The organism is Pseudomonadota bacterium, assembly GCA_022361155.1.
Lineage (GTDB): Bacteria > Myxococcota_A > Polyangia > Polyangiales > JAKSBK01 > JAKSBK01.
The window spans coordinates 73,161-96,710 of sequence record JAKSBK010000210.1; the positions used below are offsets into that span (position 1 = coordinate 73,161).

A 23,550-nucleotide genomic window follows, 5' to 3' on the forward strand; every position below is an offset into this window, starting at 1 on the left:
GGCCGGCCGCGCAGGGGGGATGCGATCGCCGGCGCGCCCGGAGCATGCGGTTGGAATCGACAGAGTCCGCAGCAACAGCAGCGCCAGTGCGAGGGTTTGTCGCGAGGACGAAAGCCGCGAGCGCGCCGCCCTGCGCGGCTGCAGCCGATCGAGTTATTGGCCCACCTCGCAGGCCCCAAACGCCGCTGGCTGTGTTGCTCCTCCTCGAAATACCCGCAGTATTCCCCGTCGTCGCGCCTTGCCAGCGACGCCCGGTCCTCTGCGATCTGCACAGGTTGTTGTGTGGCGGGTCCTAGGTGGCACCGTCACCTCCCGTATTGCCACTCCCGATCGACGGCAGCGCGGGGTCCGGAGGAATGCTGGTGGCAGGGGGGTGCGTGCTGGGCGGCGCAAGGCTCGGCGCCAGACTTGGCGGCAGCGAGCGGCGCTGAGGATCGAACAGCACGGGCTCGCCCTCGAAGGTCCGCGCTCGGTGCACCAGCAAGGTGGTTGGCAGATGCTGTAGCATCGCCTCCATCCGGGTGAAGAACGGATCGACGTCTTCCCCGGGCTCGGGGATGCGGAAGCCGAGGATCACGAGATCCGCATCCTGGCTGTGCTCCCGCATGATGTCGGGCATCGGCCGATCCTCTCGAAAAAACACGAGTGGCTCCGCCTCGAGGCGCGAAGAGGCGAGCACGCGTCGAATGGCCTTTTCCGCCTCTTTCTTGTCTTGGGCGGTGTCGACCGCGGTCAGCACCCGGATTTTCGCCCCTCGCCACTGTTCGTCCGCGCTGAGCAGGTAGGCAAGCAGGAGCATGAAGCCACCGTTGCCCTGAAAACCACCCCACCAGATGTCCATACGCGGCTGCCTGCTCTTTTTGAAACGCTCGCTGTGTCGCACCAGCACCAGCGACCGATCGAGCCAGACCAGATCGCGCAGCATGTCGACATACGCCGTGCGGCGTTCCGGCTTGCCGGTCCAACCCAACATGACGGTGTTGGTGGTGAAGCTGCCGAGCCCATAGGCTTGCGCCACCGTTACGGCGCCGCGGTATACGTCGTCGACAATGTCGGCGCGGTAGAACACCGTGGGGAAATTCTCCGAGATGTCCTTGCCCACTGCCTCGCCGAGGCGTTCTCGGGTCTCGGCCTGATCGTAAACGGTGCCTGTCAGCAACTGGGCGTAGGTCACGATGCCGCGTTCCTGTACGATGGCGCCGCCGAGGCGCAGCAAGTGCGAACGCTTGTTGGGGTCACCGCCGAGTATCAGGACATTGGGACGCCAGTTTTCCGCGTGGTACTTGACCTCGCGCATTCTCAGGAGCGCTGCACGTACCAGAGCCGACCACAGACCGTGCCGAGCGTCGCCGTACGTGGTGCCAAAGGCTTTGCGCTGGGCATAGGCGTAGATCAACGCGCAAATGGTGAGCGAAGCGACCATGGCTGCCATGTCGAGAATGCTCATCACGTAAAAGCACGCGAGCGCACCGCCCAAGCTGACCCATGCTGGGACCTTGAATTCCGGGCGGAAGCTCGGGCTCGCGGCCCAGCGTTCCAGGCCGCACACCAGATTGGTCATTCCGTAGGTTACCAGGAAGAACATCGTCAGAATCGGCGCCACCACATCGAGGTCGCCCAGCCAGATCGCCGCCATGGCGAGCGCGAAGGTGAGGACGATTCCGGCCGCCGGCTCGTTGCTCTTGCCGTAGCCCCGCCCAAAAATGCTCGGCGCGAGACCATCCTTGGCCAGCGCCTGAAGCGTGCGCGGCGCAGTCAAGACGCTGCCCAGTGCGCTCGATATCGTGGCGGCCCAAACCCCGACGTAGATGAGCAAGGGGAAGCGCGCGATTTTCCACACGATGTCGAGCTGCTCGTACAAGGCTTGATTGCTTGCATTGAGCGCGAGCCAGAACGGAAAGACCAGGTAGACCACGAGACCGGCCGCAACCGCGAACAGCGTTCCACGGGGTATGGAACGGCGAGGATCGGCCAGGTCCCCCGACATGCTGACCCCGGCCATGATTCCGGTCACCGCCGGAAAAAAGACCCCAAACACCTTGGTAAAGGACTCGCCGTTCGGATTGGTCCACTCGAGGCTCGCCGGCGGCTCTGCACCGGATCCGGCAAAGAAGGACACCAGGGAGGCTACGATGAGGACCATGACGAAGTACTGGGCCTTGATTACGGCCGCGGCGCTCTTGAGCGAGAGCACGGTCAACAGCACACACACCCCACTCGAGACGATACGCTGGGGGATGCCCGGGACCAGGGTGGCAAGGGACTCTGTGAAGCCGATGATGTAAAATGCTGTGCCCAGGGCCTGACCCAGGAACAAGGGTATGCCGATGGAGGCACCCACCGGCGCACCCAGCGAGCGGCTGATCATGAAGTAGGCACCGCCCGCACCTACCGTGCGGTTGGTCGCGATACTGGCGACCGAAAGCCCTGTCGCGAAGGAAATCACGTGGGAGACCCCGACGATCAGCAGGGCGCCGCCCAGCCCGGCCGCTCCCACGACCCAACCGAAACGCAGGTACATGACCACGCCGAGGATGGTCAGCAGGCTCGGCGTGAACACCCCTCCGAAGGTGCCAAAGCCTTTCTTGTCCGCCTTCCGTGTGTTCGTCTTCTTAGACGGTTGCTTGGCCACGCAGCATAGGACGATCGCACGACCGGCCGTGGAGAGCAACGGATTAAGGAGCTGCTCGAAGCAAGTTACGTCGTGATTCCAGGTGGTTGGCTCTTCGATTGCCGCGAAGAGGCCCGATCCTGCCCCGGCCGCAAGCGCCGATCGGCTGGTTGTGCGCCCCGCGGCTGTGCGCGGCGAGCATTTCGCGCTAGACCTCACCCGTATGAGGGTGCGCGAAGTCATGCAACGGAGCGTCGTGACCGCCGAGGAGCGCGACGATCTCGCTTCGGCTCTGCGGGTGATGACGACGCGGGGTTTCCGTCACCTGCCCGTGTTGAGCGAAGGCAGTCTCGTGGGCGTGGTCAGCCAGTCGGACATCATCTTGCAAGGCCCGGATGGAGAGACGCCCTACGACGACCAAGTCGGTGAGGTCATGAGCACGCCCACCGAGACGATTCATCCGGACGCGGACATTTCCGAGGCGGCCGCCCTCATGGCTGTGCAGCGGGTAGGCTGCCTGCCGGTCGTGGAGGACGACCGGTTGGTTGGCATCGTCACAACCAGCGACATGCTGACGGCAGCCACCCACTGCCGCATGGACCCTCGCCGGGGGCCGCCGTCCGATGTGGGTTCGGTTATGTTCCCGCGTCCGGGCGCGGTGGGCCCGGACGCTTCGCTGCACGAGGCCATCACCGTCATGTTCCAGAACGGTGCCCGACACGTTGCTGTGATCGGCTCGAAAATGCACGTGCTCGGGATCATTTCGGAAGGCGACGTCCGGCGTGCCATCGGCAGTCCCCTGGCCGAACGGCGTCAGGAGGTGCCGGCCCAGCTTCGGACCATCACCGTCGCGGAGGTGATGACCCCGTCGCCCCAGACCGTCCGGGTCGACGAACCCGTCGAACAGGTCGTGGATCTGCTGCTTGGCCACGGGCTTTGGGTCGTGCCGGTGGTCGATGCCAGGGGCTCGTTCGTGGGGATGGCGTCGTACCTGGACATAGTGCGCCGTCTTGGCTCCCAATAGGTCGTTCCTGTCCAGCATGGCGCCAGAGCCGCTTTCGTCCTCGTCCCGGCCCTACAGAACAGCGCTGCTATTCCTCCAGTCCCGTACTCCGGGCGCGCTGGCTCTGGCATCCACGCTGAACAGGTCCTAACGCTGGTATTTGGGCAACTCCACCACGAAGGTAGCGCCGCGTCCCGCTTTGCTCTCGAGCGAGATGCGCCCTCCTGCCTGTGTGACAAGCTCGCGTGCGATCGTGAGGCCGAGCCCCCGCCCCTCGTCCTGGGTACCCACGTGACGCTCGAACATGCGGGCCCGAACGGAATCGTCGATGCCCGGACCCGTGTCGGAGACGCGTACGATCGCGCTGCTTTCGTGATCGTCGACGCGGACCGTAATGAAGTGGCGTGAGGCGGGGGTCTTTTGGACCGCCCGCGACGCATTGATCAGCAGGTTCAACACCACCTGGCCGAACGCCGAGACGTCCATGGCTACCACGGGTCTGCCATGCTCTATCACCTGGGCTTGTACGTTCGGCCCAAGGTTGCTGCGGACCAGACGCAGGGTCGAGGAGACGACCCGGTGCACGTCGCAGTAGCCGTCGGGCGGTGGAGTGCTCGGCCCCACGCCGCGGCGCAGCCTCTCGACCAGGCCCCGCAGCTGCTGAACGCCCTCCAGGGCATCCCCTTGGGCCTCCAGCGCCTGCTGCAGCAGCGGTCCCACGCCCTTGGGATCGTCGATGCGACCCATCGCCTCGCGCAGGTGATCGTAAACGAACTGGACATTGACCGCTAGGGCGCCAAGTGGATTCGCCAGCTCGTGCGCGAGCTCCTCCTGCCCGTGCCAGGCGGCTGCTGGCGAGTTGGCTTGCAGCAGCTTCAGTGCGGCCTGACGCGCGTCCCCTTCGAGGTGCACACACTCCACGGCAACACGCAGCTGGGCTGCCATCTGCTCGCAGCTCCAGGGCTCCAACAGCCACAGCTCGGCGTGGCCCTCATCGACCGCCCGCTGCGCTTGAGGTGCCTGCGATGCGCTTGCCAGCATGACGCGCACGGCCTGCGAGCCGACATGGCGCGCTCGCTGCGAGATCTCCAGACACTCGAGTGCCGCCACCATGGCCGCTACCCGTTCGCCCTGCAGGTAACGCAAGGCTTCCTGGGCGCTCTGTGCCGTCAGCACCCTGAACTGCGCTCCCATGGCATAGCGGAAAGTGGCCAAACGCTCCGAGTCGGAGTCCACGAAAAGCACGGCGTACGCTTCGGTGTTCATCAACCTGTCTCGTGGAAGTCAGCGCTCGAGGACCGCGAGCGTATGCACCGGTCCCGTGGCTCGCGCAGGAGCCTGGTCCCCCCGAGCCAGGACACGCTGCCGTCGGGTACCCCCCAGGGCTGCAAGCCGATTTCGATGCATATGGGCTGGGCAGGCGCGATCCGTTGGCGGCGGCAAGACGCCCCTCCGGCCGTCTCGGGCCCTCAGACTGTGCGCCACACCAGAATCGTAGTAAATCCCGCGATCTTAGTAAATCCCGGCGTGTCCAAAACCTGGGACCTGCGCGACTCGGGTAGCTGCAATACACTGGAGCACCGAAGGATGTACTCGGTGGCGAAGCGCACCAGCGTGGGTCGACGCGTCTGTACGAGCCCGGCCAGGCCCGGTGGGCAAGCCGAGCAGAGGCGGGTTGGATCGCCCGCCTCGCGCTGCTTCATCCTCGCAGTCGCGGCCCTGGCCGCTTGCAGCAGCTGCATGAGTTCGGAGCGTGAGCGTGCAAGGGCGCTGCTCTCCTACATCGAATCCATCGACATCAACGCCCCGGAGAGGGAGCGCGAGCGGCGGCTCGCGGAGCTGGCACGATTCAAGACAGCGAGCGAGTCCCAACGCAAGGCACGGGATTCGTGCCTGGATGCACATCGGGCTCTGCTGAGCGCGGAAGCACATCAGGCCAGGGCTCGGCGCGAGCTCGCCGCCGGCCCGCGCCTGCGGCCGGCAAGGATAAGCGCGGTCGAGGCAGACATCCGCCACTCCGATCGATCCTTGAGCCGGGCTCGAGCGCTTTTTCGGCAGTGCCGGGATCGCGCCCGACGCTTGGCGCTGCACTACGATCACGACAGGTCGGGCGGCTAGTGCCACGGATCATAAGTTCATTCCGGGTTCCGGAGCCGACCCCTGGGCTGGCGAGGGCCGGCTCCGAAACCCGAAACGGCCACCAGGCTATCCGTGGACTGCTTTGTCGATTCGGGCACAACGGCCCGGGAACTCGGATCGAATTCCCCGGCCGTTGTACTAGGGGCCAGCGATCAGCCGCTCGAGCGCGCTGCGATCGAAACCGAGCAAGAGGGTGCCCCGGAAATCGATCACCGGAACCCCGCGCGGAGTCACGCCCGCGGCGGCTGCCTTGCGCTGCATCTCGCCCCGGGCGGATGGGTCCTTCTCGATGTCCTTCTCCACGAACGCCACTTCACGCTGGCGAAAGTAGGCCGCTGCTGATCTGCAGACCCCGCACCAGGAGGCCATGTACAGTACGACGTTGCCTCCGGATCCCGCGACAGGTTGCTTGTCCGCCTTGGCCGCAGCGCTGCGCTCCCCTGTGCTTTGCGCAACCCAGCGCTCGAACTGCTCGCGTGCAGCAAGGTACACGGGGTAGGTGCCGCTGCTGTCGGTCTCGCGAAGATCAGCGACATACACCTGATCGGGATCGAGCCGCCTATCCGGCTCGATCCCCAACGAGGTCACACGCACGCGTTGCCGGCGCGGTTCGGGGATCTCGGAGCGCTTGGAGGCCACATGCACACCTCGCTCGTCGAACCAGGTGAACAGCAAGGCCGCGCTGTCGTCGCTCACCCTAAAAGGTGGCTCCACGCGTACCGGAAGCTCGCTTGCTGCTCGGTCGCCCAAAGTCTGCCCGTTGGCTCGACCCTGTTTCGAGTCACAGGCCGTTTGCGCCAACCCGAGCAGGATCGGAAGCGGCGCGACCAGGGTGAAGCAGGTCCCTGGCCAGCCAACGAAGCGACCATCGACGTTCCGCATGGCGAGCGCCTTGTTCAGCATGGAATGACTCGTGTCGGCCAGCGGGGGGCCAGGGCAGGATAGCAGCGCCAAGCACGGCGGCTACTTCCGCCGGCCGCGCTTGCGGTACAGGACCCGGATCGGGGTGCCTTCAAAACCGAAACGCGCGCGCAGTTGATTGACCACGTAACGGCGGTAGCTGAAGTGAACGAGGTCGGGGCGGTTGGTGCTGGCAACGAAGGTGGGGGGACGGGTGCGCACCTGGCTGACGTAATAGATGCGCACCGGCCGGCCGCGCCGGGTAGGTGGGGGGTGCTTTTGGAGCACCTGTTCAAAGAAGCGATTGAGCTCGGCCGTGGCGACGCGCTTTTGGTGGTTTTGGACGACAGCAGCCACGAGGTTCATCAGCCCACCTACGCCGCTTCCTTCGAGGGCGCTGATGCGTTGAAGCGGTGCGAAGCTCATGAAGCCGAGTACCTCTCGGGTGCGTTGCTCGAGCTGCTTGCCGGCTGCTCGCTCGACGGCATCGATCTTGTTCAGCGCGATAACGATGGCGCGTCCTCGCTCGAGCGCGAAACCGGCGATCTTGGCGTCCTGTTCCGCCGCGCCACGTTCGGCGTCCACGACCAGCACGACGGCGTGGCTGCGTTCGATCGCCCGCAGCGCGTGCAGGATGCTGATGGCTTCCACGGGCTCTTTGACTGCGCGCCGGCGACGCATGCCCGCGGTGTCGGTCAGCAGGTAACGCCGGTCTCCCCAAACGAGCGGCGTGTCGACGCTGTCCACGGTGGTACCCGGCCGAGCGTCGACGATCTGACGCGGCTGGCCGAGCAGCCGGTTGACCAGCGAAGATTTACCCGCGTTGGGCCGGCCGACCACGGCGACGGCGGGGCCTGGCACCGCCTGCTCGCTCGGGGCCGGCGCCCGTTCGGGCAAGGCGCGTGCGATGGCTTCTTCGATCTCACCCAGCCCGTGTCCGTGCAAAGCGGACACGGCAACCACTTCGGGCATGCCGAAGCGGTACAGGTCCAACGCGGCGCCGCTTTGCGCAGGCGTGTCGACCTTGTTTGCGGCGTAGATCACCGGTCGCGTACTGCGTCGCAACAGAGCGATCGCCTCCCTGTCGGCAGCGGTTGCTCCCGTCCTCGAGTCGAGGACGCAGATCACCAGCGAGGCCTCGGACACCGCCAGCTCGACCTGCTCGGCGATGCTCTCGAACAGCGGATCGCCGGCTCCAGGGTCGAACCCTCCCGTATCGACCAGGAGGTAGCCGTGACCGAGCGCCTCGGCGGGTGCGTAGAGCCGGTCCCGCGTCACGCCGGGCGTGTCCTCGACGATCGCATTGCGGGTTGCAGCGAGCCGGTTGAACAAGGAGCTCTTGCCCACGTTGGGCCGGCCCACGATCGCCACCAGAGGGCGTCCGTGGGTCGAGGCGGGGTCGTGCTTGAATGCCTCCCCGGCCGCTTGCTTCATGCTGCCGGCTCCCCCGCCAATCGACGGACGCTCGCGGGATCGCGCCGCCAGTGTCGCGCAACCTTGACCCACAATCGCACAAACGCCCGCCGTTCGAGGAGCGCTTCGATCTCCTTGCGGGCGGCGATCCCGATGCGTTTGAGCTGCTGTCCCCGAACGCCGATCACGATCGCCTTGTGCGAGGCACGCTCCACATACAGCGTGGCGCTTATGCGCACGAGGTTGCCTCGCTCGAGGTATTTGTCGATCACCACGGCCACCGAATGCGGCACCTCGTGGCGGGTGCTGTTCAAGACCGCTTCACGAACGAGCTCGGCCACGAAGAAGCGTTGCGGCTTGTCGGTCAGTACATCCTGCGGGTACAGCAACCCCTGCGGCAGCAGTGCCCGCAGCTCCGAGACCAGCACATCGAGGTTGTCTCCTGACCGAGCCGAGACCGGCACGATCGCAGCAAAACGGTGGCGCCGGCGGCAGGCATCGATCACCGGCAGCAGCTTGCGCTTGTCGCGAACCCGGTCGACTTTGTTGATCGCCAGTACGACCGGGCGCCGAACAACGAGCGCTGGCACCTGCTCGAGATCCGAAGCGATCCGCCCGGGGTCTGGATTGCGGTTCACCTCGCTTAGCCACAGCACCGCATCGGCATCGGTCAACGCGGACTTTGCTTGCTGCGCGAGCACCCGGTCGAGCGCGTCCTTGGGTCGATGCAATCCAGGGGTGTCGACGAACGCGATCTGGGTCGGCGGCTCCTCGCGCACGTAGACACCGAGGACCGAGGTGCGCGTGGTTTGGGCCTTGGGCGTGGCGATAACCAGTTTTTGGCCGAGCACGGCGTTGAGCAGCGTCGACTTGCCCACGTTCGGTCTGCCCATGATCGCGCAGCGGCCGGCGCGCGCGTTTTCGAGTTGCATCAGAATCCCAGTCTACCCCCCATCCTGCACGCGTCGAGCGCCTTGCTCGACTCCTTGCGGACTTGACCCGACGGCGCGGCGAGTGGACGCTGCCCCCCATCCATGTCCCACGGTGTAGCCTCGTTGCTGCTGGCCTTCGCGTCGGCCGGCTTCATGGTTGCGGGCCTGCTGACCACGGTGGTGCCCGTGGTGGGCTCGTTGTTCGCGTTCGGCTCGCCCGCGCTCGCCCTCGCCGGTATCGTGCTAGGGGGCGTGGCCATGTCTCGTGCCGCCGCCCAAGGCATGAGCTCCAACGCAGGACTCGCCGGGCTTGTCCTGAGTGTAGTGGCGTTCGTGCCCGCGTCGCTCGTGGCGTTGACATGCGGTGTCTGCAACGTGTGCGTTTCCACGGGGGCCGTTCATACACCCCACGGGACGCACCTGCGTTTCGATCGGGTCCCCGGTCCGGGCAGCACAACCGTGAACGATGCCCCGGAGCTTGCACCTTCCGAGGGTGTCGACGCCTCCAACCCGGCGCTGCCGCCGCCTCCGCTGGCCCCGGGGCCTACCGAGCCGCCTCCACAAGACCCGGACCGCGATCACAGGGCTCCGCTGTAACCGTCGCCCGAGCGCATGTATCCCGTTGTAGCCACTCTTCAAGTCGCGGGCGTCGAGCGCACGATCGGGAGCTACGGTCTGTGCTTGACCCTCGCCTTCGTCCTTGCCCTGGTGATGATGGCGAGGGCGGCAGCGCGGCGCGGCCTCGATCTGGGCGCGACGCTGGCGGCCACCGCGCTCACCGCGGCCGGCGCGGTCGTGGGTGGCTGGTTGCTCTTTGGGCTCGTCGAGTGGCTGCGCGGCGCCGAGCTGCTTCAGGCCCTTTCGCTCGGCGGTCGCGTCCTGTTTGGCGGGCTGTTCGGCGGGGCGTTGGTGCTCGTGCTGGCTTGTCGTTGGCTTGGTCTTCCGTTCGGGCGCGTGGCCGACACGGCCGTGCCGGCGCTCGCTGCATGCGTGGCAGTGGGCAGACTTGGCTGCTTTGTGGGCGGCTGTTGCTACGGGAGCTCGTGGGACGGTCCCTGGTCGATCGTATACACGGATGCGCTCGCGCCGGGCGCCCATCCCCCCGTGCCGCGCCATCCCGCGCCCCTGTACGAGGCTGCCGTGGCTCTTGTGCTGGGCCTGTTCGCGGTGCGCTGGAGCGCGCTGCGACCGGGGCGCGACGGCGACCGCATGCTTCGCTATCTAACGTGCTATGCTCTCGCGCGCGTCGGGCTCGAGGTGTTTCGCGGCGACGTCGTACGAGGTCACGTGCTTGGCGGTTTCGTTTCCACCTCGCAGCTCATCGCGCTGCCGCTGGCACTCGGGGGCTTGTGGCTGCTGCGATCGCGGCGGCCGCAGCGTCTCGGCTCGCTGCTCGTGGGCCTGCTTGCACTATCCGGCCTTGGCCAGGGCTACGCTCGGCTTTCGGTTTCACCGCACGCCGTGGTGGCCATCGAGGCCGGCTGGCTCAGCCAGGGCAGCAGCCCCGAGGACCTGACGTATGCGCTCGAACTGTGCCGCTCCAGCGGCGCAGCAGGGGCGGCCTGTCGTCCGGGAGTGCTCGCGCGCGAGCAACCGCAGCGCCGCGTCTTCGTGAGCCGCTTCGCCCTGGACCGGACCGAAGTCTCCAACGAGGCCTATCAACGCTGCGTCGCGGCCAATGCCTGTCCGCCAGCACAGCTGGCGCTTGCCGGTAGTCGCTACTACCTGCCCGAGCGTCCGGTGACGGGTGTTACCTGGCCCCAGGCCGCGCGCTACTGCGCCTTCGTTGGCGGGCGGCTGCCGACCGAGGCGGAATGGGAGCGGGCGGCGCGGGGCGACGATGGGCGCCGTTTTCCATGGGGCAGCCGCTACCAGAGTGCGCTGTGCAACCACGGTCGCGGTCCTTGGCCGGACGGCCGCCGGCGAGCCGACCCGAGCGATGGGCATCTGTACGGAGCTCCGGTGCAAGCCTATCCGGCGGCCGCCAGCCCCTTCGGCGTCCTCAATCTGGCTGGCAACGCCCTGGAATGGACCCAGGACCGGTATTCCGCCACCGCGTACGCGTCGGCGCGGCGTATCGATCCGGCTGGAGCGCCTCACGGTAGCACGCGCGTGGTTCGGGGAGGCTCTTGGCTGAGCCAGCCCGTCGAGCTTCGCACCACCCATCGCCGGGGTGTCAAGCAACACGCGGCGTGGCCGGATTTGGGGTTTCGGTGCGCCTACGACGTTGCGCGCTCGCGGTCGCGCCACGCAGGGTCAGGCTAGGACGTTGCGCAAGGCGCCAAAGCGCCGTACCTTGGCGGCCGATCATGGCAAGGGTCGACCGGTTATCCTTTGGACGCAACTTAAGGCATCGGATCGGAGGGAGCGTGTTTGCAAATCTGTTGGCTTCGAGGCTTCTTCATACGCGCCTTCGCGCGCGCGCAGTGGCGGCGCTGGTGTTCGCCGCTGCTCTCACCGCGACTCCAGCCGCAACGGCCCAGGCGCCGTCAGGCGCGGCGCAGACCACGTCGCTCCGGGATCAAGCGCGGGCGGCCTACTCCCGTGGACAGCAGGAGTTCGAGGCCGGTCGCTACGTGGAGGCCAAGACGGCCTTCGAAGCGGCCTTTACGGCGATTCCCAATCCCGTGGTCCTGCTCAGCATTGCCGAAACCCAGGAACGGATGGAGCAGTATGCGGACGCGCTGGCGACCCTGGAGCGCTATCTCAGGCTTCGACCCGACGCGCCCGACAGTCAGACGGTCGACGAGCGCATCCGCATGCTCAAGCTGAAGCCCGCCACGGTCCGTGTGGCGACCGAGCCGAGCGGGGCAACCGTGATTGTCGACGGTTCCGACACCAACATGCGCACTCCGGCAGCCATCGAGCTGTTGGCCGGCGAGCACCAGCTGCTGTTCAATCTGCCTGGCTACCACCAAGGGCACGCCACGGTGAGCCTGGCTCCTGGGGACGGCCAGGATATATCATTGCAGCTTCAGAGCGAGGCGCCACCGCCTAGCCCCGACGACGTTTTTGGCGGGCAGGCCCCGCCCCCACTCGAACCCGCGGGCGTCGTCGAGAGCGATCTTGGCGCGGAGGCACAGGCCGGCGCAGCGTCGAGTTGCTGCACCGGGGTATGGATAGCGAGCGGTGTGGGAGCGGCGGCGCTCGTCACAGGCAGCGTGCTCGGCCTGTTGGCACTCGATGCCAGCAACGATTTCGAGGATATCCCAACCGACGCTACGGCCGATCGAGGCGAGCGGCTTGCACTGTTCGCTGACGTGGCCTTCGGAGTGGGCGCCATGTCGCTGATCACGGCGGTGGTGCTTTACGCGACCGACTCCCAGGGCGAGGAGAGCGAAAGCGAACGAGGCCTCTCGCTCGGGCTGGGTCCCGGACCGGGGTCGGCTGGATTGTCCGCCCGCCTCAGGTTCTAGCCCTAAGGATTCGGGTCCCGACCCGACGTCCGTGTCGGTCACCGGGACGCAGGACGCTGTGCTGCGGCTGCAGTCGCCTGCGCTTGCTTGCGCATCCTGCTGCGCAAAGCACGTACGAGCATCACCTGGCTGGCGGCTGCCAGCCCTTGCTCCAAATAGGGATCCACATTGACGAGGCGGTCGATCAACCAGCTTGCGTGCCTGAGGTCGAAGCGCGCCCAGCTCAGCACCGCGCTAAGGTTGGGGCTCAGAGGCGTTGCGGAGAAACGCCAGCGGCCCCCGCGGAAGGCGCCGGCCATGGCGTCCGCGGCCACCACGTCGCCCTCGTCGTGCAGGCGCATGCTGCCCGATACGCCGATCAGGGGCAGCCGTACTCCCCAGTCGAAGAACGTGTAGTTGTCCTGTCGCTTGGACACTTTCGCGTAGCTGCCTGGCATCAGCGCGGCGCCGAAGGAGTTCGCGTCGAGCAGCGTTCCTCGAATCTGTGCAATCGAATGCGCCAAGAGTCCCAGCACCGCGAGCTGCGGTCGCGCCTCGCCGCCGGGCGCGAGCCACACCAAGTCGCCGCGAAAGAGCAAAGGCAGCAGCGTGGCAGTCTGCACGCTGGGTTTGTGAAGGTGCTGTCCCTGGCCCGTGGCAGCACCACCAGGGTCTGCCCGTCCACCCAAACGTTCGGCTTCCCGCTTGAAGCCCAGCAGCAACGACATGCATAACGAGACGTTGGCAGACCGGTTGATGCTGCTCGATGCCGCCATGAGCTTGCGCGTGAGGTAGTTGGCCTCCCTGAGATCCTGGCGCATGGAGATGGCCAGCAGCGAATCGCCGCTGGGTCGAGACCAGACCCGAAACAGGGAACGCCCGGTTCCCATGTCGCCGCCCATGCTGCGCACAGTCGTCCGGTAGCTTGTTCCGTCGGCTGCTTTTCGGGGAGCGTATACATGCATGACGTTGCGCCCCGTCAGCCTGAAGATGGCCACACGAAAGGCCCAGTCGTACACGGTGCTGCTGCCGTGGCGTCCAGCGATCGAGACAGCTCCCACGGTCTTGAGGTAGTCGGGGTAGCGCTGGGGCTCGGAGATGAGCCTTACGACCGTGTCCGCTGGCGCGTCGATGTTGACCGCCATGTTGACCGCCGGTAGCTCGCCGAGGGCGTTGTCGGCGAATTCGACCAGGCCCACGGGCCCGTCCGCAAGCAGCGGCGCAAGCAGCGTCAGGTCCGCCCTGGAGAACCCCGGCAGCCGCTGCTTGGCGGGATCCACGGGAGGGGAAGCCCCGGCCGCCGGGGCCAGCACGAGCAACCCGGTGAGGATCAACAGACATCGCATACGAAGCAGCACCGAGACTTGGACGTGTCGATCGGGCAAACCTTCACGAACGCATGCAGGCGCCGCTCGTCCCGGCATGCCCGCCCGTCCGAGCGTGCCAGCTCGTGACGCTGCGACGGCATCCACCGCACGAAGGATCAGGAGCAATTTCTGCTTACAACGGATGATAACCCTGCAGCTGTCTAACCGCCTGGTGGAATCGTCACTCTTGTGGCCTCCGACGAGGCGAAACCGATGCGATCCGATCTATACTCTATACGTGCCGGGGAACCATGACGCATGGATTCGTGCGTTCGTTGGGGCTGAGGACATCCTTGTCTGCGTCAAGGACCGGTCTTACAGGGTCCGGTACCAGAACGCCGCGTGCCACCAGTTGTGTGGAGACCGTTCCGGCATTGAATGCAGCGATGGCTGCATGCGCCTGTATCTGCGTGATCCCAACGTAGCCGGCGGCGAAACAGGAGCTCAGTACTTCCGGAGCCAGGAAATAGGCGGAGAACTGTTTGATATTGTGTTCATTAACAACGGTGATTGTTTGGTTTCGGTGTTGGTACCGTTGCAGACGCGTCACACAAGCCAGCTCGACTATTTCGCCACCTTTGGCTTGACCAAGAGGGAGCTTGAAGTCGTGGATTTGGTCATCAAAGGAAAGACCAACAGCGAGATAGCCCGAACGCTTTGCATCAGCAAAGCCACCTTGAAGACACACCTGAATCGAGTCTACCGCAAGATCCCCGGAAACATGGTCGTGGCGTGGCGCTCCGACGCGGGTGATGGCCGGCCACGCGATAGTCATGTCCGCCTATCGCACAAAGCCGCGCGCTCCGCTGCGTCTTCGGAGCCGCCTGACGACGACGAGCAGACCGCATAGGCGTGTGAAACAGATCCGAGTACACGTCTAGCGCGCGTATCGCGCTACTCCGACCTCGACCGGTTTGTCTCACCTTGGTTCCCAATGTGAGCAACGAAAAATCAACCCGGGAGGTCGACGCGAAATCAACCCGGGAGGTCGATGGCGCTCGTTGGACGACGGGCATAGGTTCATGCATATGGACACGACGTTTGCAGGTAAGTGTTCCGTAATCACATCGGCAACAATTCACTGGCGCGTAGTCATACTTCAGCTGACCTAACCCGAACTCGAAAGGGGTCCCAACCTAGAATCAAAGGACAAACAAGAATACGAGCACCAAGAGGAGAAAGTAGAATGTCAAACGTGTCGACAATACGAGGTGGTTTTTCCAACGAGACAGCACGGGCAGCGCGCGGCAAGCGTACCCCTGCGGCATGGATGGGGCTCGGTCTGGGGCTGGCGAGCGCACTGGGCGCGTGCACAACGAACGTGTATCCGGAGGCCGAACCATCCCCGCAGGCCAGCGATCTCGCAGCGCGCGTCGACAGGAGCGCAGCCATGGCGCCCAAGCAGCAGCGCAGCTACTACGAGGCGGTGCTGGCGGATGCCAAACGAAGCGAGGCGCTGCACCAGCGCGCGTTGGAGCGGCTGAGCCTCGACCCCCGCTGGGAGATGCAGGACCAGCGGATTGCCCTGTCCGTGGCCGTGTCGAGCACGCTCGAGACGATCCGCAAAGTGCGAGAGCGCGCGGAGCAGGTGCAGGCGCTGCTCGAGCCAGGCGACAGGGAAGCGAGGTTCGTGGCCCTTCGCTAGTCTCGAGTTCAGCTCTTTTTGTAGGTGTTTTTGGAGTGAACGGCGAAGAGCGGAGTGTACTGCTGCCGGGTCGGCCCGGTGGTCGGGGGACCGGCAAGAAAAAGGGCGAGGTGGGGCAATTCGCTATCAAAAAACGGCGTGCAACTCCGACTACACAAGGAAGCTGCCTGGCGCTGGCTCCCCAACCCGACCAGGCAGCCACCTGCCCTGACGGGTTTCCCCCTTGACAGGGCGCCGCCCCTTGACGGAGACGGGGGCGTGGTCGCACGGCCACGCCCCCATTTGTCTTTCCGGCCCTGGTGTCCTGCGTTCTCGATTTCGTACCTGAGTCTGCGAGCGCGTTGATGCGCTACGGTGAGAAAGGAAAAATCCGTTCTGGGCTGGGATGGGGACGTGGCGGCGGCGTACCTTGGCCGGGAATCGTCGCACATCGGGCTGAGCGGGCCGCCCATGCCTGCCTGACTCGAGGTCCATGGGGCCGACGGGAGCAACCGCGAGCTTGCGGGAGCCGAGCTAGCCCCCGTCGGTCACCCGCAGGGCTGCGCGCGGCTTGACCGCGCTGGCTCTGTAGTCCTAAATCACGCAATAGCGAGTCGTATTGGCGCTGTGAGAGGGCGCTGCTCGTTCCGTGAGAAGAGCGATGAAGATATTTATCGACACGGCGGACCTGGGCGAAATTCGCGATGCGGCAGCCATGGGGCTTGTCGACGGGGTCACGACCAACCCGTCCCTCGTGGCCAAGACCGGCCGGCCGCTCAAAGAAGTGATCCGAGGCATCTGCGAGGTGGTGGATGGTCCCATCAGCGCCGAGGTGTTGTCCGTCCAGGCCGGGCAAATCGTAGACGAAGCACGAACATTGGCGGCGATCCACCCCAACGTGGTGGTCAAGGTACCCCTGATCGCCGAGGGCCTGAAGGCGGTGCGCACGCTGGCCGCAGAAGGTATCCGCACCAACGTGACGCTGTGCTTCAGCCTGTCGCAGGGGCTGCTCGCCGCCAAAGCGGGGGCAACCTATATCAGCCCCTTTGTAGGTCGAATAGACGACATCGGCGGTGATGGAATCCAGCTCGTAGAACAGCTGGTGAGCGTCTACCGCAACTACGACCTCGAGACCCAGGTGCTGGTCGCCAGTGTGCGTCACCCCCTGCATCTTGTTCGAGCCCTGCAGTTGGGAGCTCACGTCGCCACGATTCCACACAAGGTGATTCGGCAGTTGCTGGCACATCCCCTGACGGACATCGGGCTCGAGAGGTTTCTGGCGGATGCCTCGAAAACGCCCGCAGGCTGAAGCCGGCCGGTTCGAGACGGCGGCCGGCGCGGGGCGCGACGACGCGAAGTCGAGCAGAGCAAGCTCCGCGAAGGGTTCGGGCAGACGCACGGGCGGCGGCAACGGTGGCCGACGGCCGCGAAGCGCCCCGCGAGTGCTCGTCATCTACAAGAAGTCCGCCTATCAGGTGTATGCCTGCGAGCGCAAGGATGCGCGCATGCTGGCGCTGCTGGAAGCCGGTCACCCGGCCGTGAGTCGTCTTCGTTCCGCGCATGAACACCACGTGCGCACCATGGCGGAAGCCAAGGCGCTGCTGAGCGGCTTCGGTGCAAAGGCCGTCTTTCGTTATCGCAGCGACGCCCAGACCGCGGACTCGTTCGACTTGGTGGCAACCCTGGGTGGCGATGGCACCCTGTTGTGGGCCTCGCATTTCGTGGGTCCCTCCTGTCCCATCCTAGCCATCAACACCGCGCCTGGACACAGCGTCGGTTTTCTTTGTGCTGGGACGCGGGAGCACCTGCACGAGCTGCTCTCGGGTGCGCTGACCGGCAGTCTCGAGCAGACGCGGCTGACGCGCATGCAGGTCGATATCGACGGGCGCACCGTTTGCAGGCGGGTGCTCAACGATGCACTCTTCAGCCACGAATGCCCAGCCGCGACCACGCGCTACTTGCTCCGGCTGCGCGAGATCGAGGAAGAGCACTGGTCGAGCGGCATCTGGGTCGGACCTGCGGCGGGTTCTACTGCAGCCCTGCGTGCCGCCGGGGGTCGCGTATTGCCCTTGAGCTCGAAGCGCTTGCAGTTCGTAGTGCGCGAACCCTACGACAACGACGGGGAGGGGTACAGGTTGACAAAGGGGCTGGTCGCGCCTTCGGAGGAGCTGCGCATCTGCAGCAAGGTGCGCGCGGGGCGCCTGTATCTCGATGGTCCCCGGCGCGTGCACGCTATTCAGCTTGGATCCGAGATCAGCGTGAAGCGTTCCACCGAGCCGTTGATTCTCTTGGGTTACCAGAACCGTGCCGGGGCCTCTCGTTCAAGAGCCCACGCGAAGCCTCGAGCGCCCCAGGAGCTTGCGACCGAGGAGCTCGCGACCCCCGAGCCCGAATGAGGGTAGCCGTTCGCGGGGGTCTTTCGTTTCCTGGGGCCTGAACGGTCACGAATGAGGAGGCGCTGCAAACTGAGGGCAGCCGGCTTGTCGTGGCACCCGGTTCGCCCGTGCCGGTCCCACCCGTTTGAATGCTTCGAAATGCAGGGGCTCGAGCGCGTCCGTAGCCCGCGGCGGGTCTCGGATGTCGGGTCGGATTCACGTCGAGGATCGTGCTAGCATCGCCTGACCATGGCCAGGATCGTTGCGGTAGCGATCAACACATTCCGCGAGGCCGTTCGAGACCGGGTGCTGCACGGGGTGCTGGGTGTGGCCTTGGCGCTCTTGCTCTTTTCACTAGCGCTGGCGGAGGTGTCTCTGAACCAGCAGCGTCGCGTGGTGCTTGACGTCGGGCTGGCTTCGATCTCCTTGTTCTCGGTTCTGATTGCCGTCTTTCTGGGTTCATCCCTGCTGTACAAGGAGATCGAGCGCAAGACGCTCTACGTGATCTTGCCCAAACCCATCGAGCGCCACGAATTCCTGCTCGGCAAGTACCTGGGGATCGTGCTGACCGCGGGGGTGTTCGTGCTCATCATGGGAGCCGTTCAACTCTGGGTCACCGCGATCCAGGCGCAGGCTTCGGCGGGGCCTGTCGTTGTGGTTGCGGTCGCCTTGCCAGGGTTGCTTGCTGCCTGGATGTGGCGGGCGCACGATCGCAGCTTGGTCCTTATTCCCTGGTGTGCCATCGCCTTTGCCGCCTGCGCCTGGACCGCTGCCGGAGCAGGGGTAGGGCTCGGGCCGATCGCGGCCGCGCTGTGCCTGAACCTCGCAGAGGTGTCCGTGCTGACCGCCGTTGCGCTGCTCTTTTCGGCGTTTTCCACGCCCTTCCTCACGGCGCTCCTTACATTTGGGGTCTGGCTGGTGGGGCGATCGGCGGATCGCATGGTGTCGATCAAGTCGGATGTGCTGCCGGCCCAGATCAAACTCGCGTTGCGGTGGCTGGCGGAGGTCGTCCCCAACTTCAGCCTGTTCGTGCCGGGACGCCACACGCTCGAGAGCCATTGGGAGTCTGGCGCTGGCCCAGCCGTCTACGTGGCGACCTCGCTGGGCTACGCGCTGCTCTACGCGGCGATCGTGCTGCTGCTGGCAACCGCGATCTTCGCACGGCGAGATTTGCTTTGACGAATCGAGCCGTCGGACGTCTGCGTACCTGGCTGCGGGTGGGCGCTGTTGTTGGCATGTTGCTCGCCGTTTTTGTCGCACGCGCACTGCTGTCGGCCCGCAGCGAGCTCGCTCAGGGGCATGCGGCCGTGCAGCGCAAGCAGCTCGAAGAGGCTGTGGTGCACTATCGCCGTGCGGCCAGGTGGTACGTACCGTTCAGTCCACTTCATGTCGCAGCCCTCGCAAGGCTCTCCGAGCTGGGGTCGGCGGCCGAGGCGGCTGGAGATTCCGAGCTGGCGCTCAGCGCCTATCGCGCCGTCAGGGGCGCGATCATGTCTACCCGCAGCTTCTACACGCCGGAGCCTCATCGGCTCTCGGAAGCCAATCGGCGTATTGCGGCGCTGATGGCTGCCATGCCTGCTCCACCAATCGACGCGGGAAAGACCGAGACCCAACTCTATGACGAGCACCTGAAGCTGCTGACCGAGAAGCCGGGCCCCAGGCTCTTGTGGACCTTCGTACTGTTGGCGGGTTTCGTGGGCTGGATCGGTGGAGCGTTTGTCTTCGTCGAGCGAGCGATGGACGATGACGACCGGCTGATAGCAGCTCAGGCCCGTCGCTGGGGAGCGGTCATCGTGGTGAGCTTTGCACTGTTTGTGCTGGGCATGGCGTTCGCCTAGTACCGCTTGCCAGGGATTAGGATGGATTCCCGCCGGCTCTGACGGCCGCTGCGGTGTTGTACCTCCTCGAACATTCCGAGCAGGAACGGGGCTTTTGCGGAGTTGCTTGGTTGCTGGCCGGCTGGGCCTGGGTTAACACGGGCACGTGGATAGCATTGAGGTCGAGGGAGGCCGGCCGCTGCGTGGCACGGTGCGCGTTAGCGGGGCCAAGAACGCGGCGCTACCGTTGCTTTGTGCTTCGCTTCTCGCCGATGGTCAGAGCGTCTTCTGGAACGTTCCGGCCCTCAAAGACATCGACACGCTCGCCAGCCTTCTCGAGCATCTCGGCCTCAGTGTCGAGGTTGACTCGCCCTGCGTGCGCGTACACGGAAGGCCCCTGTCGGTCACGCAAGCACCGTACGACCTGGTAAAAAAGATGCGCGCGTCGGTGCTGGTGCTCGGACCGCTGGTTGCAAGGTATGGCCAGGCCAGGGTCTCACTCCCTGGTGGTTGTGCGATCGGGGCAAGGCCAATCGATCAACACCTAAAGGGCCTCGAGGCAATGGGAGCATCGGTAACGCTCGACCATGGCTATGTCGACGTTCGGGTGCCGCGGGGACGGCTTAGGGGAAGCGAGATCTACCTCGACATCCCTACCGTAACGGGTACCGAAAACCTCATGTCGGCTGCGGTGCTGGCGCGCGGACGAACGACGCTGATCAATGCAGCCCGTGAGCCCGAGGTCGAGGAGCTCGCCAAGGTTCTCAACAAGATGGGGGCCTGCGTTCAAGGTGCCGGTACCGACACGATCGTGATCGACGGCAGGGAAGGTCTGCATCCGCTGGAGCACACGATTTGCGCCGACCGGATCGAAGCCGGCACCTTGATGGTGGCTGCCGCGCTCACCGGCGGTGACGTTCTGGTGGACGGGATCACGCTGGAGCATATGGAGGCCGTCGCAGCGAAGCTCAGGCAGGCAGGCGTGAGCGTCCAACCCGAGGGCAGTGGAGTTCGGGTAAGCGGCGGACCCCCCTTCCGGTCAACGGACGTGACCACCGCGCCTTACCCAGGCTTTCCGACGGACATGCAGGCGCAGTTCATGGTGCTCATGTGCCTTGCGGACGGCCGCAGCATGGTCAGCGAGACGATCTTCGAGAATCGCTTCATGCACGTCAGCGAGCTCAGGCGCATGCACGCTCGCATCGAGATCCACGGGCGCTCGGCCACGATCGATGGTGTGCCCCGGCTGCAGGGGGCTTCGGTCATGGCGACCGATCTCAGGGCCAGCGCTTCGTTGGTCATCGCGGGCCTGGTAGCAAGGGGCACCACAGAGGTGCGGCGCGTGTACCACATCGATCGCGGGTACGAGCGCATCGAGGCCAAGCTCGCGGCGCTCGGAGCCACGATCGCCCGCACGCGCGGGCGCCCTTAGGAACCAGGGATGCAGGACACTAGGGCTGCAGGGACTTGCGGTGAGCTCGCGTGAGGGGGGCGCGTCTTGCAGCGCCTCTTGAAGGTCTGATATGCTGCGAGCTCTGGTTTCGCACCGTTAGCGACTTCCTCAGTCGCCTGAACGTCTTTCGCCCAATGCCGCGCACCTTCAGGATCTGCTCCGGGCGTTCGAAGTGACCCAAACGCCGCCGCAGCTCCAGTATGGCGCGTGCCTTTGCTGGACCGATGCCGGGCAGTTGCTCCAGCTCCTTCTGTGAAGCGGTGTTCAGGTTGACCACGGCCGGAGCGCCGGGGCCCTTTCGCTTCGCCTGGGCTCTGACCGCGGAACCCTTTTGTGAAGCGGTGTTCCGGTTGGCCACGGCCGGAGCGCCGGGCCCCTTTCGCTTCGCCTGGGCTCTGACCGCGGAATCGGTGAGCGAGAACAGCGCGGCTGCGGCCACAAGGCCGAGCAGCGCCGGTCTGCATCTGCGCCGCGCGCCCGTCGCCTGGCGTGTTGCGGCCCTGCCCGAGCTGGGCGTCCGGCTCCGGAGCGCTGTGAAGTACTTGGTTAACATGAATCGTCCTCCTGTTGAGTGCGGTTACGGCCGCAGCATCGAGCTCAGTCCATGCCGGAGTAACAGGCTTGTTGTTTCGGTCACTTGCGTGGGCTCGGGTGGCGGGCGCGGCGGACTGCGGCGGCGTTCGCCGCGGGTTTGGTTGCCCGCGAGCCGTAGCGAGCGCGATCCGAACGCTCTTGCATCCATTCCAAACGTAAGGTGGGTCGAGATTCAACTTGCTCGTGTCTCGCCGGACGGTGTACGAAACCGCGTGAGCAGCGGGTCGACTCCCGGGTCGCCGTGCTCGGCACAGGCATAAAGGAGGATCATGAAGATCTTGCTCTCCAGCGCGGCGCCCTTGGCGATCGCGACCGATCTACTCGCGCTGGGCGTGCCCGGCGGCAAGCCCGGCAAGGATCCGGCCGTCACAAAGCTCGATCGGCTTCTTGGAGGCGCATTGACGCGACAGATTGCGGACGACGATTTTTCCGCGAAGAGAGGCCAGACGCTCCTTTGCTCCACGTGCGGGGTTGTACCTGCGAGACGGATTCTGTTGGTGGGCCTTGGCGAGGAGGCGGGCTCCCAGAGCGGCGCGCGCCAGCTGGGTGCACGGGCTGGCCTGGCGGCACGCTCGCTCGGCAGCCTGCACGTCGTGGCGCCCGACAGCGAGGATTCGCACATCGGCGCCTTGGTGGATGGCATCTTGACGGGCTCCTATCGCTTCACGCGCTACCTGACCGGGGAACGGCTGCCCAAACAGCGGCTCGCCAAAGCGTGCATTTTGGTGCAAAAGGCGACGGCGGCGATGCGGCGCTCGGTGCAGCACGGAGTTGCCGTCGGCGAGGCGGTGAACCTGGTGCGCGACCTGGTCAATACGCCACCGAACGACTTGTATCCGGCCTCGTTCGCAGCCGCCGCCCGCAAGGCAGCGGACGCGGCTGGGGTGCGGTGCAGGATCCTCGACCGCAAGCAGCTGGCGCAGCTTGGGGCGCGGCTAATGCTCGCCGTGAGTCAGGGCAGCAGCAAGCAGCCGCGTTTGATTCACCTCTCGTACAATCCGCGCCGCCGGGGCGCAGCCAAAGTAGCGTTGGTCGGAAAGGGATTGACCTTCGACTCGGGTGGTTTGTGTCTCAAGCCGGCGGACGCCATGGTCGACATGAAATGCGACATGAGCGGCGGCGCCGTCACGCTGGCAACGGTTGTTGCGGCTGCGCGCCTGCGTTTGCCGGTCGAAGTGCATGGCATCATAGGCGCCGTCGAGAACATGAACGGTGCGGATGCCTACCGGCCTGGCGACGTGCTGAAGTCCATGGAGGGCAAGACGGTGGAGGTGATCAATACCGACGCAGAAGGCCGCCTCGTCTTGGCCGACGTCTTGACCTACGCGCGCAAGCTGGTCCCTGACTACCTGGTCGATCACGCGACGCTGACGGGAGCCTGCATGGTGGCGCTCGGCAACCAGACCGCGGGCGTATTCGGTCCCGACGATGCGTTGGCGAGCAGCTACCTGCGAGCGGCGCAGCAGGTTGGCGAATCCATGTGGCGCCTGCCGCTGAGCGCCGAGCTAAAGGACTCGCTGCGAAGCCACGTCGCCGATTTGAAGCACACGGGCTCGCGCTACGGGGGCGCTATCACGGCGGCGCTCTTTCTACAGGAGTTCGCGGGCAACAGCCGTTGGTTGCACGTCGACATCGCCGGTCCGGCGTTCCTGAGCGGAACCCAGGGCATTCAGCCGAAGGGAGGCACGGGCTTCGGCGTACTCACGGCCTTGCAGTTTTTGAAGGACATAGCCGTCGACCCGCCCTAAGGGCCCGCGGAAGAATAACTCGGGTGTTTCGGTGAGGACTGGGCGCCGCTGGCGAGGCGCGACGACGAGGAGTATTGGGGATACTTCGAGGAGGAGCAACATAGCCAGCGGTGGTCAGAACCGGCGAAATGGATGAGTGGTTCTTCCGCGGGCCCTGAGCCCAGGACACCAGTTCATGC

20 protein-coding genes are annotated in these 23,550 nt (G+C 65.5%); 13 read left to right on the forward strand and 7 right to left on the reverse strand.

Annotation, left to right across the window (positions count from 1 at the left end; translation table 11 throughout):
* Positions 1-292 precede the first annotated feature (292 nt).
* The gene (locus tag MJD61_08015; protein MCG8555220.1) at positions 293-2,632 is read right to left on the reverse strand and encodes a Na-K-Cl cotransporter; all 2,340 of its coding nucleotides are present in this window, start codon (positions 2,630-2,632) and stop codon (positions 293-295) included.
* Positions 2,633-2,852: 220 nt separating this feature from the next.
* On the opposite strand from MJD61_08015, the gene MJD61_08020 reads away from it, so the two are divergent.
* Positions 2,853-3,635, forward strand: a complete 783-nt coding sequence (locus MJD61_08020; GenBank protein ID MCG8555221.1) for a CBS domain-containing protein — start codon at positions 2,853-2,855, stop codon at positions 3,633-3,635.
* 126 nt (positions 3,636-3,761) lie between these two features.
* Here the strand turns inward: MJD61_08020 and MJD61_08025 are convergent, their stop codons facing one another.
* Positions 3,762-4,880 carry an ATP-binding protein gene (locus MJD61_08025; protein ID MCG8555222.1) on the reverse strand — a complete coding sequence of 373 codons (1,119 nt, stop codon included), beginning with the start codon at positions 4,878-4,880 and terminating at the stop codon, positions 3,762-3,764.
* Between the two features lie 474 nt (positions 4,881-5,354).
* Between MJD61_08025 and MJD61_08030 the strand changes: the two genes are divergently transcribed.
* Positions 5,355-5,732 carry a hypothetical protein gene (locus tag MJD61_08030; protein MCG8555223.1) on the forward strand — a complete coding sequence of 126 codons (378 nt, stop codon included), beginning with the start codon at positions 5,355-5,357 and terminating at the stop codon, positions 5,730-5,732.
* Positions 5,733-5,891: 159 nt separating this feature from the next.
* Here MJD61_08030 and MJD61_08035 read toward each other — a convergent pair whose 3' ends face one another.
* Genes MJD61_08035 through era form a run of 3 tightly spaced genes read right to left on the reverse strand, consistent with a single transcriptional unit; the run spans position 5,892 to position 8,998 of the window.
* Positions 5,892-6,656, reverse strand: a complete 765-nt coding sequence (locus tag MJD61_08035) for a hypothetical protein (GenBank protein ID MCG8555224.1) — start codon at positions 6,654-6,656, stop codon at positions 5,892-5,894.
* Between the two features lie 60 nt (positions 6,657-6,716).
* Positions 6,717-8,087: a ribosome biogenesis GTPase Der gene (der, locus tag MJD61_08040; protein ID MCG8555225.1), complete on the reverse strand. Its 1,371-nt coding sequence runs from the start codon at positions 8,085-8,087 to the stop codon at positions 6,717-6,719.
* Entirely contained in the window at positions 8,084-8,998 is a 915-nt protein-coding gene (era, locus tag MJD61_08045) for a GTPase Era (protein MCG8555226.1), read from the reverse strand. Before era ends, der begins: the two co-directional genes overlap by 4 nt.
* A gap of 102 nt (positions 8,999-9,100) precedes the next feature.
* On the opposite strand from era, the gene MJD61_08050 reads away from it, so the two are divergent.
* The 3 genes from MJD61_08050 (at position 9,101) to MJD61_08060 (ending at position 12,414) form a co-directional block, all read left to right on the forward strand.
* Complete coding sequence (locus tag MJD61_08050) at positions 9,101-9,595, forward strand: hypothetical protein (GenBank protein MCG8555227.1); 495 nt, start codon at positions 9,101-9,103, stop codon at positions 9,593-9,595.
* Positions 9,596-9,610: 15 nt separating this feature from the next.
* Positions 9,611-11,263 (forward strand): SUMF1/EgtB/PvdO family nonheme iron enzyme, encoded by a 1,653-nt coding sequence (locus tag MJD61_08055; GenBank protein MCG8555228.1) that lies wholly within the window; start codon positions 9,611-9,613, stop codon positions 11,261-11,263.
* Positions 11,264-11,367: 104 nt separating this feature from the next.
* A complete protein-coding gene (locus tag MJD61_08060) occupies positions 11,368-12,414 on the forward strand; it encodes a PEGA domain-containing protein (GenBank protein MCG8555229.1) in 1,047 nt (348 codons plus the stop codon).
* Between the two features lie 38 nt (positions 12,415-12,452).
* On the opposite strand, the gene MJD61_08065 is transcribed toward MJD61_08060, so the two are convergent.
* A complete protein-coding gene (locus MJD61_08065; protein ID MCG8555230.1) occupies positions 12,453-13,739 on the reverse strand; it encodes an SRPBCC family protein in 1,287 nt (428 codons plus the stop codon).
* 415 nt (positions 13,740-14,154) lie between these two features.
* On the opposite strand from MJD61_08065, the gene MJD61_08070 reads away from it, so the two are divergent.
* The 7 genes from MJD61_08070 to murA all read left to right on the forward strand — a co-directional run bounded on the left by MJD61_08070 (position 14,155) and on the right by murA (position 21,008).
* Positions 14,155-14,610 (forward strand): helix-turn-helix transcriptional regulator, encoded by a 456-nt coding sequence (locus MJD61_08070; protein MCG8555231.1) that lies wholly within the window; start codon positions 14,155-14,157, stop codon positions 14,608-14,610.
* A gap of 345 nt (positions 14,611-14,955) precedes the next feature.
* The gene (locus MJD61_08075) at positions 14,956-15,405 is read left to right on the forward strand and encodes a hypothetical protein (protein ID MCG8555232.1); all 450 of its coding nucleotides are present in this window, start codon (positions 14,956-14,958) and stop codon (positions 15,403-15,405) included.
* Positions 15,406-16,045: 640 nt separating this feature from the next.
* Complete coding sequence (gene fsa, locus MJD61_08080) at positions 16,046-16,693, forward strand: fructose-6-phosphate aldolase (protein MCG8555233.1); 648 nt, start codon at positions 16,046-16,048, stop codon at positions 16,691-16,693.
* Complete coding sequence (locus tag MJD61_08085) at positions 16,668-17,780, forward strand: NAD(+)/NADH kinase (protein MCG8555234.1); 1,113 nt, start codon at positions 16,668-16,670, stop codon at positions 17,778-17,780. Before fsa ends, MJD61_08085 begins: the two co-directional genes overlap by 26 nt.
* A 228-nt stretch (positions 17,781-18,008) precedes the next feature.
* Complete coding sequence (locus tag MJD61_08090; GenBank protein MCG8555235.1) at positions 18,009-18,938, forward strand: ABC transporter permease subunit; 930 nt, start codon at positions 18,009-18,011, stop codon at positions 18,936-18,938.
* A complete protein-coding gene (locus tag MJD61_08095) occupies positions 18,935-19,597 on the forward strand; it encodes a hypothetical protein (protein ID MCG8555236.1) in 663 nt (220 codons plus the stop codon). Before MJD61_08090 ends, MJD61_08095 begins: the two co-directional genes overlap by 4 nt.
* A 145-nt stretch (positions 19,598-19,742) precedes the next feature.
* A complete protein-coding gene (murA, locus tag MJD61_08100) occupies positions 19,743-21,008 on the forward strand; it encodes a UDP-N-acetylglucosamine 1-carboxyvinyltransferase (protein MCG8555237.1) in 1,266 nt (421 codons plus the stop codon).
* A 19-nt stretch (positions 21,009-21,027) separates the two neighbouring features.
* Here murA and MJD61_08105 read toward each other — a convergent pair whose 3' ends face one another.
* Entirely contained in the window at positions 21,028-21,582 is a 555-nt protein-coding gene (locus tag MJD61_08105) for a helix-hairpin-helix domain-containing protein (protein MCG8555238.1), read from the reverse strand.
* Between the two features lie 310 nt (positions 21,583-21,892).
* On the opposite strand from MJD61_08105, the gene MJD61_08110 reads away from it, so the two are divergent.
* A complete protein-coding gene (locus MJD61_08110; GenBank protein MCG8555239.1) occupies positions 21,893-23,371 on the forward strand; it encodes a leucyl aminopeptidase in 1,479 nt (492 codons plus the stop codon).
* Positions 23,372-23,550 lie beyond the last annotated feature (179 nt).

What these genes read in the sequence shown, in the direction of transcription:
- MJD61_08020 (MCG8555221.1), top strand. Translation starts at nt 2,853, where the DNA reads ATGCAACGGAGCGTCGTGACCGCCGAGGAGCGCGACGATCTCGCTTCG.
- MJD61_08025 (MCG8555222.1), bottom strand. Translation starts at nt 4,880, where the DNA reads ATGAACACCGAAGCGTACGCCGTGCTTTTCGTGGACTCCGACTCGGAG.
- MJD61_08030 (MCG8555223.1), top strand. Translation starts at nt 5,355, where the DNA reads ATGAGTTCGGAGCGTGAGCGTGCAAGGGCGCTGCTCTCCTACATCGAA.
- MJD61_08035 (MCG8555224.1), bottom strand. Translation starts at nt 6,656, where the DNA reads ATGCTGAACAAGGCGCTCGCCATGCGGAACGTCGATGGTCGCTTCGTT.
- der (MCG8555225.1), bottom strand. Translation starts at nt 8,087, where the DNA reads ATGAAGCAAGCGGCCGGGGAGGCATTCAAGCACGACCCCGCCTCGACC.
- era (MCG8555226.1), bottom strand. Translation starts at nt 8,998, where the DNA reads ATGCAACTCGAAAACGCGCGCGCCGGCCGCTGCGCGATCATGGGCAGA.
- MJD61_08050 (MCG8555227.1), top strand. Translation starts at nt 9,101, where the DNA reads ATGTCCCACGGTGTAGCCTCGTTGCTGCTGGCCTTCGCGTCGGCCGGC.
- MJD61_08055 (MCG8555228.1), top strand. Translation starts at nt 9,611, where the DNA reads ATGTATCCCGTTGTAGCCACTCTTCAAGTCGCGGGCGTCGAGCGCACG.
- MJD61_08065 (MCG8555230.1), bottom strand. Translation starts at nt 13,739, where the DNA reads ATGCGATGTCTGTTGATCCTCACCGGGTTGCTCGTGCTGGCCCCGGCG.
- MJD61_08070 (MCG8555231.1), top strand. Translation starts at nt 14,155, where the DNA reads ATGCGCCTGTATCTGCGTGATCCCAACGTAGCCGGCGGCGAAACAGGA.
- fsa (MCG8555233.1), top strand. Translation starts at nt 16,046, where the DNA reads ATGAAGATATTTATCGACACGGCGGACCTGGGCGAAATTCGCGATGCG.
- MJD61_08085 (MCG8555234.1), top strand. Translation starts at nt 16,668, where the DNA reads ATGCCTCGAAAACGCCCGCAGGCTGAAGCCGGCCGGTTCGAGACGGCG.
- MJD61_08090 (MCG8555235.1), top strand. Translation starts at nt 18,009, where the DNA reads ATGGCCAGGATCGTTGCGGTAGCGATCAACACATTCCGCGAGGCCGTT.
- MJD61_08105 (MCG8555238.1), bottom strand. Translation starts at nt 21,582, where the DNA reads ATGTTAACCAAGTACTTCACAGCGCTCCGGAGCCGGACGCCCAGCTCG.
- MJD61_08110 (MCG8555239.1), top strand. Translation starts at nt 21,893, where the DNA reads ATGAAGATCTTGCTCTCCAGCGCGGCGCCCTTGGCGATCGCGACCGAT.